The sequence below is a fragment of the Streptomyces yongxingensis genome, from assembly GCF_055597465.1.
In genome coordinates this window covers 9,599,162-9,617,401 of sequence record NZ_CM145717.1, presented here as the reverse complement: position 1 = coordinate 9,617,401, position 18,240 = coordinate 9,599,162, and the positions used below count along the sequence as shown (strand labels likewise).

Below are 18,240 nucleotides of genomic sequence, written 5' to 3'. Positions count from 1 at the left end.
GTGGTCGGGGGTGTTCACGGGGTGGGATTCCTCCGGGTGGTGGTGGAGGGAGAGGGCGTCCGGGGGTGGTACGGCCGCGCGGAGAAACGATTCCTCAGTACGGGCTCACGAAGGGTCCTTCATCCGGCTGCGGGCCGCGTACCAGCCGATGGCCAGCGCCGCCAGGATCGCCGGAAGCGCCATGACGATCAGTCGGCTGGGGCCGCCGTCCGCCCACATCAGGACCAGGACGGAGGCGAGGAAGCCCAGGGTGACGATCTCGGTGTACGGGGAGCCGGGGAGTCGGTAGCCGGGGCGGCTGAGCTGGCCGGCCCGGGCGCGCCGCCAGAACAGCAGATGACAGAGCATGATCATGGCCCAGGTCGAGAGGATGCCGATCGCGGCGAAGTTGAGCACGATCTCGAACGCCTTGCTCGGCACCACATAGTTCAGGCCCACGCCCAGCACACAGAAGAAGGAGGTGAGGAGGATGCCTCCGTAGGGCACATGGGTGCGGCTCATGGCGCCGGTGAACTTGGGCGCGGAGCCGGACATCGCCATCGAGCGCAGGATCCGGCCGGTGGAGTACAGCCCGGAGTTGAGGCTGGACATCGCGGCGGTGAGCACGACGAGGTTCATCACGCCGCCGGCCGCCGGGACGCCGATCTTGGACAGCACGGTGACGAACGGGCTCTGGTCGCCCGAGTAGGAGCTGGAGGGCAGCAGCATCGACAGCAGCACCACGGAGCCGACGTAGAACAGGCCCACGCGCCACATGATGGAGTTGATCGCCTTGGGCATGATCTTCTCGGGGTTCTCGGTCTCGCCCGCGGCCACGCCGACCAGTTCCACGGAGGCGTAGGCGAAGACGACGCCCTGGACGACCAGCAGCATCGGCAGCACACCGTGCGGGAAGACGCCGCCGTGCTCGGTGATCAGGCTGGGGCCGGTGCTGCCACCGGCCACCTGCTCGCGGGTGACCAGCAGGAAGATGCCGATCGCCATGAAGACGACGAGCGCGCCGACCTTGATGATCGCGAACCAGAACTCCAGCTCACCGAAGATCTTCACCGAGATCAGGTTGACCGTGAGCACCACGGCGAGCGCGATCAGGGCGATCACCCACTGCGGGATCTCGGTGAACATCCCCCAGTAGTGGGTGTACGTCGCCACGGCCGTGATGTCGGCGACCCCGGTGGTGGCCCAGTTCAGGAAGTACATCCAGCCCGCGACGAAGGCGCCCTTCTCGCCGAGGAACTCACGGGCGTAGGAGACGAACGCGCCGGAGGAGGGCCGGTGCAGCACCAGCTCGCCCAGGGCGCGCACCACCAGGAAGGCGAAGACGCCGCAGACCGCGTACGCCAGGGCCAGCGACGGCCCGGCGTCCTTGAGCCGCCCGCCGGCGCCGAGGAAGAGGCCGGTGCCGATGGCGCCGCCGATGGCGATCATGTTGACGTGCCGGGCCTTGAGGGACTTGCTGTAACCGGCGTCGCCCGCGTCCACATGCGCGGGGCTCCCGGCCTGGTGCTGTGGGCGGTCTTCTTGCCGGAGGGACTGCTCGCTCACGCCTGCTGTCCGCCTTCCGTCGGTGCTGTCGTCCGGCTGTCCGCCGCGGCGGGCCGCACGATGGAGGTCAGGGTGGTCTCCACGCGTTCGAGGTGGTGGGACATGGCCTCCACCGCGTCGTGTTCGGACCCGTCGGCGAGCGCCTCGACGATCGCCCGGTGCTCCCGGTTCGACTGCTCGCGGCGGCCGCCGAGTTCGTTGAGAAATGCCGACTGCCGGGCCAGGGCATCGCGGATCTCCTCGATGACCCGCCGGAAGACCGGGTTCTGGGCCGCCTGGGCGACGGCGAGATGGAACAGCGTGTCCATCGCCACCCATGCGGTGGTGTCGGTCTCCCGCTCCATCCGCTCCAGCAGATGGGACAGGTGGTCGAGGTCCTCGGCGGAGCGGCGCAGGGCCGCGTAGCCCGCCACCGGGATCTCGATGTGCCGGCGTACCTCCAGCAGGTCGCTCGCGGCGTAGTCGCCGAAGGTGGGATCCTCCACCGGGCCGCTGGAGATGACGAAGGTGCCCTTGCCGGTGCGCGAGGCGGTCAGCCCCATGGTCTGCAGGGCCCTGAGGGCCTCGCGGAGCACCGGCCGGCTCACCTCCAGGCGACGGCAGAGCTCGGCCTCGGAGGGGAGTTTGTCCCCCACCGCGTAATCGCCGCGCTCGATCGCTTCGCGGAGGTGGGTGAGAACCGCTTCCATCGCGCTGACGCGACGAGGGGAGACGGATCCGGAGCCACCTGTCTGGCTGTCTGACAAGTTCACGCGGCGATCCTCAGGCGTACACCGGAGGGTTGTCAAGGGTCGGCTTTCCCCTCCCCGTCGCCCGCTCTGTGGTGATATGGAGTATTCATCCCGAACTTCGGAGACCCCATGCCCCACCGCCTCACCACCGCCACCGCGGCCCTGCTCCTGCTGTGCGGCCCGGCCGTCGCGGGCTGCGGCGGGGGCGCGGAGTCGGGCAAGGTCGGCGTGGTGCTGCCGCTGCTCACCTCGCCCTTCTGGGAGGCGTACAACGACGACATCCCGAAGCAGGCCAGGAAGGCGGGCGTACGGGTGCTGCCGACGGTCAACTCCGATAACGACCCGAGCAAACAGATCACCGATATCGACAATCTGCTGGCCCAGGACATCAAGGGCCTGGTCGTCTCCCCGATCGACTCCGCCGCCATCGGCCCCGGGCTGAGCGTCGCCCGGCGCGCCCATGTGCCGGTCGTCGCCGTCGATGTGGCCCCCGACCGGGGCAGGGTGGCCATCGTGGTCCGGGCCGACAACCGCGCGTACGGCGTCAAGGCGTGCCGCAGCCTCGGCCGCGCCGTGCGGCGGGGCACGGTGGTGCAGATCGAGGGCGATCTGGCCTCGGTCAACGGCCGGGACCGCACGGCCGCCTTCGACCGCTGCATGGCGCGGCACTACCCGGACATCAAGATCCTTGATATCCCGGCGGGCTGGGAGGCGGAGAAGGCGGCGGCCGGTCTGGAGGCCCTCTACAGCGCCCACCCCGGCATCAAGGGCATCTACCTGCAGGCCGGCGGCGTCTATCTGGCGCCCACCCTGCGCACCCTCCAGCGCCACCGCGCCCTGGTCCCGGTGGGCCGGCGCGGCCACATCGCCATCGTCTCCAACGACGGGATCCCGCAGGAGCTGGACGCGATCCGTAAGGGCCTCATCGACGCCACCGTCTCCCAGCCCGCGGACCTCTACGCCGTCTACGCCATGCGCTACATCAAGCAGGCCATGGCCGGGAAGCCCTTCAGGACCGGGCCGACCGACCACGGCAGCACCATCGTCCGGCTGCGCGGCGGCAATCTGGAGGACCAACTGCCCGCCCCGCTGGTGACCCGGGCCAATGTCGACGACCGCTCCCTGTGGGGCAACCGGGTATGACCGGGGAGCCGCCCCCGCTGGCCGAGGCGCGCGGGATCACCAAGCGGTACGGGCCCACGGTGGCCCTGCGGGACGCGGGGATCGCCGTACGGGCGGGCGCCTCGCACGGCCTCGTCGGCCGCAACGGCGCGGGCAAGTCCACGCTGGTCGCGATCCTCACTGGCCTTGAGCGGCCGGACGCGGGGACCGTGGCCTACGACGGCGAGCCCGCCCCCGCCCTCGCCGACCGGGCGGCGTGGGACCGCCGGGTGGCCTGTGTCCACCAACGCTCGATGGTCATCGGCGAACTGACGGTCGCGGAGAACCTGTTCCTCGGCCGCCGTCCGGTCACCTCACGGGGGCTGCCGGTCAGTTGGCGGCGGCTGCGCCGGGAGGCCCGCGCCCTGCTGGACACCTGGGGCGTGGCGGTGCCCGAGAACGTTGTGGCGCGGGCCTTGAGCGTCGAGGACGCCAAGATGGTGGAGATCGCCCGCGCGCTGTCCCGCGGCACCCGCTTCATCATCCTCGACGAGCCCACGGCCCAGCTCGACGGCCGGGCCGCCGCGCGGCTGTTCGGCCATATGCGGCGGCTCCAGGACGCCGGGGTCACCTTCCTCTACATCTCGCACCGGCTGGGCGAGATCTACGAGGTCTGCCGGACCGTCACCGTCCTGCGGGACGCCCGCCGGATCGTCACCGCACCGGTCGGCGAGCTCCCCGCCCGGGCGCTGATCGAGGCGATGACGGGCGGGCCCGCCGAGCCGTACCGTGCCCCGGCCCCCGCCGCCCCGCCGCGGCCGGGCGGCGAGGGGCCGGTGGCGGTGCGGGTCGACCGGCTCAGCGGGCCGTTCTTCCACGACGTCAGCCTCAGCCTCGCGGCCGGGGAGGTGGCCGGCCTCGCCGGGCTGGCCGGTTCCGGCAGCCATCAGCTCGGCGCGGCCCTGGCCGGTCTGCACCGGCCCACCGGCGGGCGGATCGAGATCCTCGGCCGGCCGCTGCGGACCGGCAGCGTCCCGGCGGCGCTGGCCGCCGGGGTGGGCTGTCTGCCCCGCGACCGGCACACCGAGGGGCTGGTCCCCCAGCTGTCGGTGGCCGAGAACATCACGCTGCCGGTCAGCGGGCGGCTCGGGCCCGGCGGGCTGATCCGGCCCTCGGTCCGCGACGCCCTCGCCCGTCGGGCCATCGACGAGCTGGAGATCACCACCGAGGGCCCGGCGCAGCCGGTGACCGCGCTGTCCGGCGGCAATCAGCAGAAGGTGGCCATGGCCCGCGCGCTGGCCACGGATCCGCGGGTGCTGGTGCTGATCGACCCGACGGCCGGGGTGGACGTGCGGTCCCGGCACGCCCTGCTGGGCGTCGCGCTGCGGGCGCGGGCCGAGGGGCGGGCGGTGCTGCTGGTCTCCGACCAGCCGGAGGACCTGCGGGCCTGTGACCGGGTGCTGGTGATGGCGGGCGGCTTCCTGACCGCCGCGTACGAGGCGGGCTGGGCGGAGCGGGAGCTGATCGCCGCGATCGAGGGGGTTCCCCCCGGCCATGGCTGACCTCCGCACGCCCCACGCGCCGGGCCGCGTCCGCCGTCTCGTCCCGCTCGGCATCCGCGATCTGGCGCTGCTGCCCGCGGTGGTCCTGCTGCTGGTCATCGGCGCCCTCGGCAACCCCGGCTTCCTCACCCGGGACAACCTGGTCAACATCCTGGGGGCGTCCTCCGCGCTCGGGCTGCTGGTGCTCGCCGAGGCGATGATCCTGATCAGCGGCCGGATGGACCTCTCCCTGGAGTCCATCGCGGGCCTGGCCCCCGCGCTCGGCTTCCTGGTCGTCATCCCGGCCGCCGACGCGGGCTTCGGCACCCGGTGGCCCACCTGGGCGGGGCTGCTGCTGATCCCGCTGGTGGGCGCGGGCGTGGGCGCGGTCAACGGGGCGCTGATCGTGGGGCTGGGGCTGAACGGATTCATCGTGACCCTGGCGATGAACATCGTGCTGCGGGGTGTGCTGATCGGCCTGGTCTCGGGCAGGACGCTGTTCAGCGCGCCGGACGCGTTCTTCGCCCTGGGCTCCCGGGACTGGCTGGGGGTGCCGATCTCGGTGTGGCTGACGGCGCTGTGCTTCGCGCTCGCCGGGTTCGTGCTGCGCTACCACCGGCACGGCCGCGCGGTGTACGCGATCGGCGGCAGCACCCCCGCCGCCCGGGCGGCGGGCATCCGGACCGGGCGGGTGGGGTGGGCGGTGCTGGCGATCGGCGGGGCGCTGTCGGGGGTCGCGGGGCTGGTGCTGGCCGGGCGGGTCGGGGCGCTGGGCGCCAATCAGGGCAGCGGCCTGATCTTCACCGTCTTCGCGGCCGCGGTGATCGGCGGGATCAGCCTCCGGGGCGGCCGGGGCTCCCTGCTGGGGGCGCTGCTGGGGACCCTGCTGCTGGGGATGCTGGAGAACCTGCTGACCCTCGCCCAGGTGTCGTCGTTCTGGATCCAGGCGATCTACGGCGGGATCATCCTCGTCGCGCTCGTGGTCGCACGGCTCACCACCGGGGAGGCGCAGGAGTCATAGTATTAAGGGAAATGTATCCGCAGAGGGGACGGGTGCGATGGCCATCCCCCAGGGAATCGCGCCGACCGAGACGCATGTCCCGTTCGACATGGCGGATGCGGCCTCGGCGCTGATCGACGCCACGGGGACCATCATCGGCTGGACCCCGACGGCGGAGAGACTCCTCGGCTATCCGGCGGCGGATGCGATGAAGCAGTCGGCCAGGATGCTGCTGGCGGCGCCGGAGGACGCCACGAAGGCCGGGGCGATCGGCTCATGGTGCCAGGAGCACGACGGGTGGGGCGGCCTGGGTCGGCTCCGGCACCGGGACGGCCGCCGGATCGAGGTGGGGCTGCGGATCTCCGCCATGCGCGACCCGGACGGCGATGTCGCCTGGCTGGTCTCCGCGATCGACGTGGGCTCCATCCCGACCTGGGCGCTCAGCGGCTCGCTGCTCCAGGCGTTCCTCACCCGGTCGCCGGTCGGGATCGCCGTGCTCAGCCCGGATCTGCGGTACGTGTGGCTCAACGACACGCTGGAGCGCTACGGCGGGCTGCCCCGTGAGCAGCGGATGGGCCGCCGGATGGCGGAGTGCCTGCCGGGGCTGGACACCGAGGCGCTCGAGGCGCAGATGCGGAAGGTGCTGGAGACCGGCAAGCCGGTGATCGACTACGAGTACCGGGGCTGGACGATGGCCGCGCCCCACCGCGAGCACGCGTACTCGACCTCCTTCTTCCGCCTGGACAACGCCGAGGGCCATCCGGTGGCCGTGTGCTACATGGGCATCGACGTCACCGACCGCTGGCGGGCCCGGGAGCGGCTGGCGCTGCTCAACGAGGCCAGCGAGCAGATCGGCAGCACGCTGGACGTCATGCGCACCGCGCAGGAGGTGGCCGACTTCGCGGTGCCCAGGCTCGCCGACTTCGTCACCGTGGATCTGCTGGAGTCCGTCCTGCGCGGCGAGGAGCCCTCGGCACGGCCGACCCGGACCATCCCGGCCTTCCGGCGCGCCGGCCAGGCGTCCATCCACGAGGGCTGTCCCGAGTCCATCGCGGCGCGCGGCGATCCGATCACCATCTCCCCGGCGTCGCCCTTCGCCTGTTGTTTCCTCGAAGGAGAGTCCGTGCTGGATTCGGAGCTGGACGCCTCCTTGCAGGCGTGGAGCGGCGACGACCCGGCCCGGGCGCGGAAGGTGCACGAATTCGGGATGCGCTCCTTGATCGTGGTTCCGATCTGCGCCCGCGGCGCCCTCCTGGGCGTGGCCTCGTTCGTCCGCTCCCGGCATCCGGACCCGTTCGAGGAGGACGATCTGCTGCTCGCCGAGGAACTGGTCGCGCGGGCCGCGCTGAACATCGACAACGCCAGCCGCTACAGCCGTGAGCGCGCCACCGCGCTGGCCCTCCAGCGGAGTCTGCTGCCGCACGCCCTGAGCGGCGGCCAGGCCGTCGAGGTGGCCTCGCGCTATCTGCCCACGGACGCGCGCAGGGGGGTCGGCGGCGACTGGTTCGATGTGATCCCGCTGTCCGGCGCCCGGGTGGCGCTGGTGGTCGGCGATGTGGTCGGGCACGGCATCAACGCCGCGGCCACCATGGGGCGGTTGCGGACGGCCGTGCACACGCTCGCCGATATGGACCTGCCGCCCGAGGAGCTGCTGGCCCACCTCGACGACCTGGTCATCCGGCTCACCGAGGAGGAGTCCGGGCAGGAGGGCGTGGCGGCCGCGGTGCTGGGCGCCACCTGTCTGTACGCGATCTACGACCCGGTCACCCGGCGGTGCACCATGGCGCGGGCGGGCCACCCGACCCCCGCGATCGTGGACCCCTCGGGCGAGGTCACCTTCCCCGCGCTGCCCGCCGGTCCCCCGCTGGGCCTGGGGTCGCTGCCGTTCGAGTCGGCGGAGCTGGAGCTGCCCGCCGGAAGCCTGATCGCCCTCTACACCGACGGACTCATCGAGACCTGCGACCAGGACATCGACGTCGGCCTCGGTCGGCTGAGCAACGCCCTGGGCCAGGCCGTGCTGCCGTTGGAGGAGCTCTGCCGCACGGTCATCGACACCCTGCTGACCTCCCCGCAGACCGACGATGTGGCCCTGCTGCTGGCCCGTACGCACGGTCTGGGCACCGGACACGTCGCCTCCTGGGACCTGCCCTCCGATCCGGCCGTCGTGGCCAGCGCCCGCTCCCTGGCGATGCGCCAGCTCGCCGAGTGGGGTCTTGACGAGCTGATGACCACCACGGAACTGATCGTCAGCGAGCTGGTCACCAACGCCATCCGCCACGGCACCGGCCCCATCCGGCTGCGGCTGATCCGGCACGACGTGCTGATCTGCGAGGTCACCGACACCAGCAACACCTCGCCGCGGCTGCGCCACGCCCGCACCACCGACGAGGGCGGTCGGGGGCTGTTCCTCGTCGCCCAGCTCACCCGCCGCTGGGGCACCCGCTACACCGAGGGCGGCAAGCTCATCTGGGCCGAACAAGACCTCCCAGAACGAGACCTCCCGGAACGAGACCTCCCGGAACGAGACCTCCCGGAATCGGCATGAAGCACGCTCCGGCGCACCCCCGCCCTGTTCATGATCGGCCGACTCCCGCACACTGGCCCTGTGCCAACAGGAGGGGGGCATCCGAGGTGCGGAGGCCGGTCGGCGGCGAGGACCTGTGGGGGCGGCGGCTGGCCTCCCCGTGGTGGCGGGGCGCGATGGCGCTGCCGGCGGGCGCGCTGCCCGCACTGGCCTTCCCCGCGCCCTCGCTGTGGTGGTGGGCGTATGTGGCCCTGGTGCCCTGGCTGCTGCTGATGCGCTCGGCGCCCACCGGCCGCCGGGCGATGCGGGACGGCTGGCTGGGCGGCGCCGGGTTCCTGCTCGCGGTACACCACTGGCTGATGCCGAGCCTGCATGTGTTCATCGTGCTCCTGGCGCTGCTGCTGGGGCTGTTGTGGGTGCCGTGGGGGTGGCTGACGCACCGGCTGCTGCACGGCCGCCCGGGCCCCGGGCGGGTGGCGGCGGCGCTGGTGCTGCTGCCGTCCGCCTGGCTGATGGCCGAGCTGGCCCGGTCCTGGCAGTACCTCGGCGGCCCCTGGGGGCTGCTGGGCGCGAGCCAGTGGCAGGTGGCGCCCGCGCTGCGGCTGGCCTCGGTGGGCGGGGTCTGGCTGCTCGGCTTTCTGCTGGTCCTGGTGAATGTGGCGGTGACCGTGCTGATCGCGGTGGCCCGCGCCCGTACGGTGGCGCTGGCCGGGCTCACCGTGTGCGGCGCCGCGGCGGCCGGGGCGTGGGCCTGGGTGCCGCAGGCCAGGGAGCCCGGGACGGCGCGGGTCGCGGTGGTGCAGCCGGGGGTCGTCCCGGGGCCGGGGCCGCGCTTCGAGCGCAGCGCGGAGCTGACCCGGCAGCTCGCCGGCCGCGGTGTCGACCTGGTGGTGTGGGGCGAGAGCAGCGTGGCCCAGGATCTGACCACCCATCCGGAGCTGGGCCGGCGCCTTGCCGCGCTGTCCCGGACGGTCGGCGCGGATCTGCTGGTCAACGTGGACGCGCGGCGCGGCGATATGCCCGGGATCTACAAGAGCTCGGTGCTGATCGGGCCGAACGGCCCGACGCGGCAGCGCTACGACAAGATGCGGCTGGTCCCCTTCGGCGAGTACATCCCGGCCCGGCCGCTGCTGGGCTGGGCCACCTCGGTGGGCAAGGCGGCCGGTGAGGACCGCCACCGGGGCACCGAGCCGGTGGTGATGAACCTCCCGGGCTCCCTGCGGATCGGGCCGCTGGTGTGCTTCGAGTCGGCGTTCCCGGACATGAGCCGGACCCTGGCGCGGGAGGGGGCGCGGATGCTCGTCGTCCAGTCCTCGACCTCGACCTTCCAGGGGAGCTGGGCGCCCGCGCAGCACGCCTCGCTGGCCGCGCTGCGCGCCGCCGAGACCTGGCGGCCGATGGTGCATGCCACGCTGACCGGGGAGAGCGCGGTGTTCGGGCCGCGCGGCGAGCCGGTGGGCCACCGGATGTCCACCGGCACCAGCGCGGCCACCGTCTACACGGTGCCACTGGGGCAGGGCACCAGCCCGTATGCGCGGATCGGGCCCTGGCCGGTGTACGGGGCGATGGCGGCGCTCGCCGTCTTCTGCGCGGCCGAGGGGAGCCGGGCGCTCAGACGGCGGACGGACCGGCCGTCCGGTCAGCGGCCGGGTCGGGCGCCGGATGAGCGAGCGGACCGGCGGCCGGACCAGCCGTCGGACCAGCCGTCGGGCCGGCGGACAGACCGGCCGACTCCAGGGCGTCCCTGACGACCCGTTCGCACAGCTCATGGGTGCGCAGCGCGTCCTCGGCGCCGATCCGCCGCCCGGAGCGCACCGCCTCCAGGAAGGCGTCGGTGATCTGCTCGATCCCGCGCTGCCGCGCCACCGGCACCCAGTCGCCCCGGCGGCGCACGCTCGGCTGGCCCTTGTGGTCGACCACCTCGGCGAGGTTGAGCACCTGCCGCTTGGTGTCCTGACCGGAGACCTCCAGGACCTCCTCGGTGGAGCCGCTCATCCGGTTCATCACGCCGAGCGCGGTGAACCCGTCCCCGGAGAGCTGGAGCAGCACATGGTGTATCAGCCCGCCGCGGATCCTGGCGCGCACATCGATGTGGTCCACCGGACCGGGCGCGAGGAAGCGCAGCGTGTCGACCACGTGGATGAAGTCGTCCAGGACCAGGGTGCGCGGGTCCTCGGCGAGGCCGACGCGGTTCTTCTGGAGCAGGATCAGATCGCGCGGATGGTCCAGGCACTGGGCGTAGCCGGGCGCGTAACGCCGGTTGAAGCCGACCATCAGGCTCACCCCGCGCTCCTCGGCGAGCCGCACGAGCCGCTCGCTGTCGGCGAGGTGGTACGCGAGCGGCTTGTCGACGTACGTGGGCACCCCGGCCTCGAGCAGCCGGGTGACGAGGTCGGCGTGGACGTCGGTCGGGGCGTGTACGAAGGCCGCGTCGAGCCCGGCCGCGAGCAGCGAGTCGAAGCCGGCGTGGCGCTGCGCGTCCGGGACGCGATAGGTGTCGGCGACCCGCTGGAGGGTGGCGGGGGTGCGGGTGTGCAGATGCGGCTCCAGGCCGGGGCGGGCCATCAGCACGGGCAGATACGCCTTCTGCGCGATGTCGCCGAGCCCGACGCAGCCGACCCTCATGTGTTCTCCCCGGTCTCTTCCGATCACGCCTTCCGCTGTGCCCCCGCAGGATACGTGGGGGTGGGCGGACACCAGTCGGCGATGCCGTCGAAGGAGCGGAGGGCAAGACCGGGGGCGAGGCGGCCGACGGCGGCGATCGCGGCGTCGCGGAGGGCGACGGCGGGGGCACTGGTGAGGGTGATCATGCGGGCGGCGCGTGCCGAGCGGCGCACCACGTCCATCGTGCGGGGCAGCCGGTCGCGGGTGTAGGCGGCCAGCGCGGCGGAGGGGTCGGCGGTGTCGGGGGCCAGGTGGTGGGCGAGGACGACGGCGTCCTCGATGGCCTGGTTGCCGCCCTGCCCCATCGTGGGGGCCATGGCGTGGGCGGCGTCGCCGAGGAGGGCGACCCGGCCCCGGTGGTAGGCGGGCAGCGGCTCGGCCATGTACCGGATGTCATGGCGTGGCACGTCCCCGGGCGCGACGGCGGCGAGGACGTCGGGGACGGGCCGGTGCCAGTCGCCGTAGAGCCGCAGCAGTTCGGACCGCTCGTCGTCCGGGGCCCGGCCGCCGGGCGGGGCGACGGCCGCCGCGTAGGCGTAGACCCGGCCGTCCCCCAGCGGCTGGGTGCCCCAGATCCGGCCCCTCCCCCAGGTCTCATGGGGCTCGAACGGCCGGTCGAGGGCGGGGATGACGACACGCCAGGTGGTGAATCCGGCGTAGCGGGGCCCGGGATGGTCCGGGAAGAGCGTGCGGCGGACGGCCGAGTCGATGCCGTCGGCGCCGATGACGAGGTCCGCCTCGTGGTCGCCGTCCTCGGTGGTGACCCGGGCCGGGCGGCCGGCGGCGCCGGGGTCGGCCAGCCGGGCGGCGGTCCCGGTGCGGACCACACCCTCGGGCGGCCGGGAGACGAGCAGGTCGACGAGGGTGGCCCGGTGGAGGAGGACCAGCGGGCCGCCGAAGCGCTCGGCCATGGTGGCGCTGTCCATCCGGGAGAGCCGGCGGCCGCCGGGGGTGCGCAGTCCGCCGCCGCCCTGCCAGGCGGCGAGCGTGCGCACGTCGTCGCCGAGGTCGATGGTGTCCAGGGCGCGCTGGGCGTTGGCGGCGAGCGAGATTCCGGCGCCGACCGGCTCGAGGCGGGCGGCCCGCTCCAGCACGGTGATGGACCAGCCGCGGCGGTGCAGGGCCGCGGCGGCGGTGAGCCCGCCGACTCCGGCACCGATGACGAGGGCACGGGGCTGCCGCATGACTCCTCCAGGTCAACTACAGGTGTAGTACTCACTTACGTTACTACATCCGTAGTACGGATGGCGGATGGGCTTAGGTTGGCCCCATGACCGCTGATCGAACCGCCGCTTCCGCTTCCGGCACCTCCCCGCCCGCCCCCGCGTCCGCCTCCCCGTCCGCCTCCGCGTCCGGCGCCTCCCGCGCCGAGCTGATCGCCGACACCGCGCTGGCGCTGCTGGCCGAGCGCGGGATGCGGGGGCTGACGCACCGTGCGGTGGACGAGGCGGCCGGGCTGCCGCTCGGCTCGACCTCCAACCACGCCCGGACCCGCGCCGCCCTGCTCAAGGCGGCGGTCCGGCGGCTGGCCCAGCGGGAGGCGGAGGTGCTGGCGCCCGACGAGATGCCGCGCCCCGCCGGCGCGGCACCGGACGGAACCGATCCGATCGCGGGGCCGGCCGACGCGCTCGCGCTCGCCCTGCACCGCTCGCTCACCGCCCAGCGCGATCTGCTGATCGCCCGCTACGAGCTCGCGCTGGAGGCGACCCGCCGCCCCGAGCTGCGGGAGTTCTACGACGCCACGGGGCGCGGCTTCCGTGAGCCGCTCGAGGCGATGATGACAGCACTGGGCTCCACCGAGCCCCGGCGGCACGCGCGGTCGCTGGTCGCCTGGTGCGAGGGGCTGATGTTCAGTTGCGCCGCGGGCGCCGACCACGACGCCGTACCCGACCGCGCGGCGCTGCGCACCGGCTTCGAGGAGCTGCTGCGCGGGATGCTCGACGGATAACGCGTGGCGGGCCGGGAGGCCGGACCGCCATCATGACCGCCATGACGACCACAGAACGCGCCGAAGCACCCCGGACCGCCGATGAACGCACCAGCCTGGAGGGGTGGCTGGACTTCCACCGCGCGACCCTCGCCCTCAAATGCGAGGGGCTGGACGACCAGCGACTGCGCGAGGCGTCGGCGCCGCCGTCCGGGCTGACCCTGCTCGGCCTCGTACGACATATGGCCGAGGTCGAGCGGAGCTGGTTCCGGCGGGTGCTCGCCCAGCAGGACATAGCGCCGATCTGGTACAGCGAGGAGGACCCGGACGGGGAGTTCCACCTCACCGACGAGGACACCTCGGAGACCGCCTTCGCCATCTGGCGGGAGGAGATCGCCAAGGCCAAGGAGGCCGCCGCGGGCCGCTCCCTGGACGATGTGATCACCCGCCCCGGCCGCGGGGACTACAACCTGCGCTGGATCTATCTGCACATGATCGAGGAGTACGCCCGCCACAACGGTCACGCCGACCTGATCCGCGAGCGGATCGACGGCGTCACCGGCGACTAGGGGGTGTCCGACGGATCGTGACGCCTGCCGCGGGCCACTCCCCTCCCCGCCCCTTCCCGCGGCATCGATATGCGGCTCCGCCGCGTGGCAGGGGCTTCGCCCCTGAACCCCGGGGTCTGGGGCGGAGCCTCAGTATCGGGAAGGGGCGGGGAGGGGAAAGATCCGCCGGACACCCCATAGCGACCCGAGTCAGGTGGTGCCGTGTCGGATGGGGCCGCAGGGCCGACACCCTGCGGCCCTCACGTGTTTCCGTGGAGGCACCGGGGCAGGTGCGGTAACGCGGCGGCGCCGTATCGGCGGTTGGCCATCGGAGCCCTCCTCGGGGGCGGCGCGCCGCTGAGAACCAGCCATCGCGAGGCAGCTCAGGGCACGCAGTTCCGGATGTGAACAGAAACCATCCGAGCACGTACGAACTCTCGGCGCAAGGCTTCATGCCAGCCACGATCATCTTTCGTTCATCTTCGTGAAGCCGGGAAAGACGGCCGACGCGTGGGGAAAATACGAGGTCAGCGGGGGCGTTCTGCCCGTCGCGGCCACCCCGGGAGGCGAACCGATCACAAAATAATTCGGCCGTACCCCTTGCCAAACCCAGATCGTACGCGTTCGGATTAATTGCGTCGGCGGCGCCCGTGAGACCCACGCCTCCCCATGAAGCCACCTGGCCGCATGGCTGGATCTATACCTCTGCGCCCGCCCGGACCGTGCGATCGCCGTCTGCCACCTCCCCCTCCCCCAGGAGCGAGACATGCTCGACCTCACCTCCGTTGACCTGCTCGACGCGTTCACCCAGGAGCTGAAGCTGTGCAAGCTCAAGCCCGATGAGCACGTCGTCGTCCTGTCCGAGCCCACCAGCCGCGGCGACTACGTGGCGGCCGCCTTCGGCGCGGCCAAAGCCTGCGGCGCGCACGTCATCGCCGCCACGGTCCCCGGCGGCAACCCGTCGCCCTCCGACAGCACCCGCACCGGTGCCGGACCCGGCCTGAGCGCGGTGCTCGGCGACACCGCCGCGCAGGACCTGCTCAAGGCCGCCGACCTCGTCGTGGACCTCACCCGGGAGGGCTTCATCCACGCCCCGCTCCAGCAGGAGATCCTGCGGACGGGCACCCGCATCCTCTTCGTGTGCGACGCCCCCGACGTACTCGTGCGCAATCTGCCGAGCCCGGAGGACAAGGCGGAGGTGCTCAAGGGCGTGAACCTGCTGAAGAGCGCGTCCGTCATGCGGGTGACCTCCGAGGCCGGCACCGACCTGACCATCGAACTCCCCGGCTCCAAGCCGGAGTTCCAAGTGGGCTTCGCCGACGACCCGGGCCGCTGGGACCACTGGCCGAGCACCATGGTCCTGTGCTGGCCGCGGTTCTCCGAGGGCCGGATCGTGCTCTCCGAGGGCGACATCCTGCTGCCGTTCAAGGAGTACGTACGTCAGCCGGTCACTCTGGAGATCGCGGGCGGGAACATCGAGAAGGTGTCCGGTGGCGCCGAGGCCCACCTGCTGAACACCTTCTTCGACGACGCGAACGACGAATGGGGACGCAGCCTGTCCCATATGGGCTGGGGCCTGATGCGCACCGCCGACTGGTTCGCCACCGCCCTGTACGGCAAGGAAGAGCTGATGGGCATGGACGCGCGGGCGTTCGCCGGGAACTTCCTGTGGTCCACCGGACCCCACCCCGTACTGCGGCGCGAATCGTATGCGCACGTCGACATCGCCATGCGCGGCTGCACCGTCTCCGTCGACGACCAGGACGTCGTCACCGCGGGCCGACTCGTCGACTTCTGATCCCGCCGCCGCACCTGCATCTGGAGAGAAGATGGCATCCACCCAATCCCTCGACGTCGTCATCGTCGGCGGCGGGCTCGGCGGAATGACCGCCGCGCTGTCGCTGCGGCAGCGCGGCCATCAGGTGACCGTGCTGGAGCAGGCACCGCGGTTCGGCGAGATCGGCGCAGGCATCCAAACAGCGCCCAACGCGAGCCGGGTCCTGCTCGGGCTGGGCCTGCGCAAGCGACTGGAGGCCATCCGCACCGAGCCCCAGGACCAGGTGCGGCGCCGGTGGAAGGACGGCAGCATCATCGGCCTCACCCAGCTCGGTGACTACTGCAAGCAGCGGTACAACGCGCCGTACTGGCACTACCACCGGGCCGATCTGCACGGTGTCCTCACCGATGCCTGCGTCGAGCCGACCGGCCCCGGCCCGGTGGTCGCACTGCACACCTCGAGCCGGGTCGGCGAACTGGACCGCGGCAACCCCCGTCGCCCCGCTGCCCTGACCGAGGACGGCCGGCGCTTCGAGGCCGACGTGCTGATCGGCGCCGACGGCATACGCTCCCGGGTCCGCGATCTCATGGGCCTCCCGGACACCCTGCTGTTCTCCGGCGAGATGGCCTTCCGGGCCCTCATCCCCGGCGACCTCATCGCCGCCGACCCGGCCACGCGCTTTTTGATGGACCGCTTCCAGAGCACCATCTGGTACGGCCCCGATCGGCACCTGGTCCACTACATGATCCGCGGCGGCGAGTACCTCAACGTCGTCGGCTGCGTCCCGTGCACGGACGAGGTCGCCGAGAGATGGACCGGCTCGGCCACCGCGGAAGACCTGGTGAACGCCTACGAGGGCTGGGACGATCGGGCGGCGGCGATGCTGTCCAAGGCCAAGGAGGACGTGCTCTCCTTCGCCCTCTACCACCGCCGGCGCGACCCGGTCTGGATGGACGGCCGGGTGGCCCTCCTGGGCGACGCCTGCCACGCCATGCTGCCCTACCAGGCCCAGGGGGCCTCCCAGGCCATGGAGGACGCCGCCGTACTGGCCGAAGAACTGGGCCGTGTCAACGCCGACGGCGTCGAGGGCGCGCTGCGACGCTACGTGGACCGGCGAGCCAAGCACGCCGGCATGGTCCAGGACGCCTCGCTGCAGAACAAGACCTTCTACCACTATCCCGACGGCCCGCAGCAGGAGGCCAGGGACGCCCTGCTGCGGCGCGGCTTCGACGGCGAATCCGACGTCTCCTACCACTGGTTGTGGAGCGGCAGCCCGCTCGACGACCCGGACCTGGGCGCCTTCGACTACCGCTTCGCCCGCTGACCAGACCCTCCCCCTCCCTCTCATTCCCCACTCGTCACCCGCCCCCTCCGGGGCCACTTCCCGCTCATCCACCTCGGTGTCGCCCCGCGCGGGCACATCCCCGAACACCCCGTGGAGCGACAGTGAAAACAGGCGACCAGATCGTCCAGGACCTCCCATGGAGATGGGGGGTCCAGGGCAGGATCTTCATCATCGGCGGCCTCGGCTACCTCTTCGACGCCTATGACATCGCCCTCAACGGCTTCCTGATGCCGCTGTTGGGCGACCACTTCCACCTCTCCCTCTCCCAGCGAGGTCTGGTGGCCACCGCGAATCTGGTGGGCATGGCCGTGGGCGCGGTGACCTGGGGCGCGATCGCCGACCGCATCGGACGCAAGAAGGCATTCAGCGTCACCCTGCTGATCTTCGCGCTGTTCTCGGTGGCCGGTGCCCTGGCCCCGAACTACGCGATCTTCCTCGCCCTGCGCTTCGTCGCGGGTGTCGGACTGGGCGGTTGTGTCCCCGTCGACTACGCCCTGGTGGCGGAGTTCTCCCCGACGAAGTACCGCGGACGCGTACTGACCGCGCTGGACGCCTGGTGGCCGATCGGCGTGACCCTGTGCGGTCTGGTCTCGACGGCCATGCTGTCCCTCGAAGGCAACTGGCGGTGGATGCTCAGCGTGATGAGCATTCCGGCGCTGCTGCTGTTCTGGGTGCGAAGGGGTGTGCCGGAGTCGCCCGTCTACCTCAGCAGGAAGGGCAGGGAAGCCGAGGCGCGGGCCGTCATCGACGATCTGGTCGCCCGCACGGGTGCGCCCGTCGAGCCGTACGTCATTCCCGCCCCGGTGCACGAGGCCGGGAGGAACGGCCCCCGCGCCGCCCTCGAACAGCTGCGTGCCGTCTGGAAGTTCAGCCCGCGCATCACCTCCGCCGCCTGGCTGCTGTTCGCCACCGTCATGCTGGTGTACTACGCGGCCCTGAGCTGGCTGCCGTCCATTCTCAAGGAGGAGGGCCTCGGCGACACGGCCGCCTTCATGAGCACCACGCTGATGAGCGCGGTCGGCATCGTCGGCGTCCTGACCTCCACGGTGCTGGTGGACGCGGTCGGCCGGAAGTGGCTCATAGGGGTCTCGGCCCCGATCGCCTCGCTCGCACTGGTGGCGTTCGCGCTGGTGATGCGCATGCCGACGGGTTCCATCGTGGCCATCGCCGCCTTCGGCTTCCTGATGCAGCTGACCATCCCCGCCATGTACGCCTACGTCTCCGAGCTGTACCCGACAACGCTGCGTGCCAGCGGTTTCGGCTGGGCGTCCTCGTTCAGCCGGGCGCTCACCGGCTTCGCCCCGATGCTCTTCGGCTCGGTGATGTGGCCGCTGCTGGGACTGCCGCTGACGTTCGGGGTACTGGCCGTGGCCGTCCTGGGGGCCGTCGTCTGGACGGCGTTCGCGGCGCCCGAGACAAAGGGACGCGACCTCGACGAGGACGACCCGACCGCTGTGCCCGCCCCCGCGTCCCCGGAGCCGGCCGTCGGTCAGCCGGTGCGCTGAAGGGCAGCCCGCCCCGACCGGACTGCCCGGGT

General features: G+C 72.2%; 13 protein-coding genes and 1 pseudogene. 10 read left to right on the top strand and 4 right to left on the bottom strand.

Features of this window, described 5'->3' with window-relative positions:
* Positions 1–105 precede the first annotated feature (105 nt).
* A complete protein-coding gene (locus ACZ6TD_RS41120; RefSeq protein ID WP_471346373.1) occupies positions 106–1,545 on the bottom strand; it encodes an amino acid permease in 1,440 nt (479 codons plus the stop codon).
* Positions 1,542–2,234 (bottom strand): FadR/GntR family transcriptional regulator, encoded by a 693-nt coding sequence (locus ACZ6TD_RS41115; protein WP_201854788.1) that lies wholly within the window; start codon positions 2,232–2,234, stop codon positions 1,542–1,544. The genes ACZ6TD_RS41120 and ACZ6TD_RS41115 overlap by 4 nt, the downstream gene beginning before the upstream one ends.
* 171 nt (positions 2,235–2,405) lie before the next feature.
* Here ACZ6TD_RS41115 and ACZ6TD_RS41110 point away from each other — a divergent pair, with 171 nt between their 5' ends.
* From ACZ6TD_RS41110 to lnt, 5 genes and pseudogenes are all read left to right on the top strand, one after another.
* On the top strand, positions 2,406–3,419 hold the full coding sequence (locus tag ACZ6TD_RS41110) for a sugar ABC transporter substrate-binding protein (RefSeq protein ID WP_471346371.1): 1,014 nt from the start codon (positions 2,406–2,408) through the stop codon (positions 3,417–3,419).
* Positions 3,416–4,939 carry a sugar ABC transporter ATP-binding protein gene (locus ACZ6TD_RS41105; RefSeq protein ID WP_471346370.1) on the top strand — a complete coding sequence of 508 codons (1,524 nt, stop codon included), beginning with the start codon at positions 3,416–3,418 and terminating at the stop codon, positions 4,937–4,939. The genes ACZ6TD_RS41110 and ACZ6TD_RS41105 overlap by 4 nt, the downstream gene beginning before the upstream one ends.
* Entirely contained in the window at positions 4,932–5,939 is a 1,008-nt protein-coding gene (locus tag ACZ6TD_RS41100; protein ID WP_470008158.1) for an ABC transporter permease, read from the top strand. The genes ACZ6TD_RS41105 and ACZ6TD_RS41100 overlap by 8 nt, the downstream gene beginning before the upstream one ends.
* A 37-nt stretch (positions 5,940–5,976) precedes the next feature.
* Positions 5,977–8,463 carry a SpoIIE family protein phosphatase gene (locus tag ACZ6TD_RS41095; protein ID WP_471346368.1) on the top strand — a complete coding sequence of 829 codons (2,487 nt, stop codon included), beginning with the start codon at positions 5,977–5,979 and terminating at the stop codon, positions 8,461–8,463.
* Positions 8,460–9,845: pseudogene (lnt, locus tag ACZ6TD_RS41090) on the top strand (apolipoprotein N-acyltransferase); the annotation flags it as partial. The gene ACZ6TD_RS41095 and the pseudogene lnt, both read left to right, overlap by 4 nt.
* Before the next feature lie 208 nt (positions 9,846–10,053).
* Here lnt and ACZ6TD_RS41085 read toward each other — a convergent pair.
* Positions 10,054–11,067 carry a Gfo/Idh/MocA family protein gene (locus ACZ6TD_RS41085; RefSeq protein WP_471346366.1) on the bottom strand — a complete coding sequence of 338 codons (1,014 nt, stop codon included), beginning with the start codon at positions 11,065–11,067 and terminating at the stop codon, positions 10,054–10,056.
* Between the two features lie 23 nt (positions 11,068–11,090).
* The gene (locus ACZ6TD_RS41080) at positions 11,091–12,290 is read right to left on the bottom strand and encodes an FAD-dependent monooxygenase (protein ID WP_471346364.1); all 1,200 of its coding nucleotides are present in this window, start codon (positions 12,288–12,290) and stop codon (positions 11,091–11,093) included.
* Positions 12,291–12,376: 86 nt separating this feature from the next.
* Between ACZ6TD_RS41080 and ACZ6TD_RS41075 the strand changes: the two genes are divergently transcribed.
* The 5 genes from ACZ6TD_RS41075 (at position 12,377) to ACZ6TD_RS41055 (ending at position 18,208) form a co-directional block, all read left to right on the top strand.
* Complete coding sequence (locus ACZ6TD_RS41075) at positions 12,377–13,054, top strand: TetR/AcrR family transcriptional regulator (protein WP_471346362.1); 678 nt, start codon at positions 12,377–12,379, stop codon at positions 13,052–13,054.
* A gap of 41 nt (positions 13,055–13,095) precedes the next feature.
* Complete coding sequence (locus ACZ6TD_RS41070; protein WP_471346360.1) at positions 13,096–13,602, top strand: DinB family protein; 507 nt, start codon at positions 13,096–13,098, stop codon at positions 13,600–13,602.
* 745 nt (positions 13,603–14,347) lie between these two features.
* On the top strand, positions 14,348–15,379 hold the full coding sequence (locus ACZ6TD_RS41065) for a 2,5-dihydroxypyridine 5,6-dioxygenase NicX family protein (protein WP_471346359.1): 1,032 nt from the start codon (positions 14,348–14,350) through the stop codon (positions 15,377–15,379).
* A 31-nt stretch (positions 15,380–15,410) separates the two neighbouring features.
* Positions 15,411–16,682, top strand: a complete 1,272-nt coding sequence (locus ACZ6TD_RS41060) for an FAD-dependent oxidoreductase (protein ID WP_471346357.1) — start codon at positions 15,411–15,413, stop codon at positions 16,680–16,682.
* Between the two features lie 122 nt (positions 16,683–16,804).
* Positions 16,805–18,208, top strand: coding sequence for an MFS transporter (locus ACZ6TD_RS41055; RefSeq protein WP_471346355.1), 1,404 nt, complete (start codon positions 16,805–16,807; stop codon positions 18,206–18,208).
* Positions 18,209–18,240: the final 32 nt, after the last annotated feature.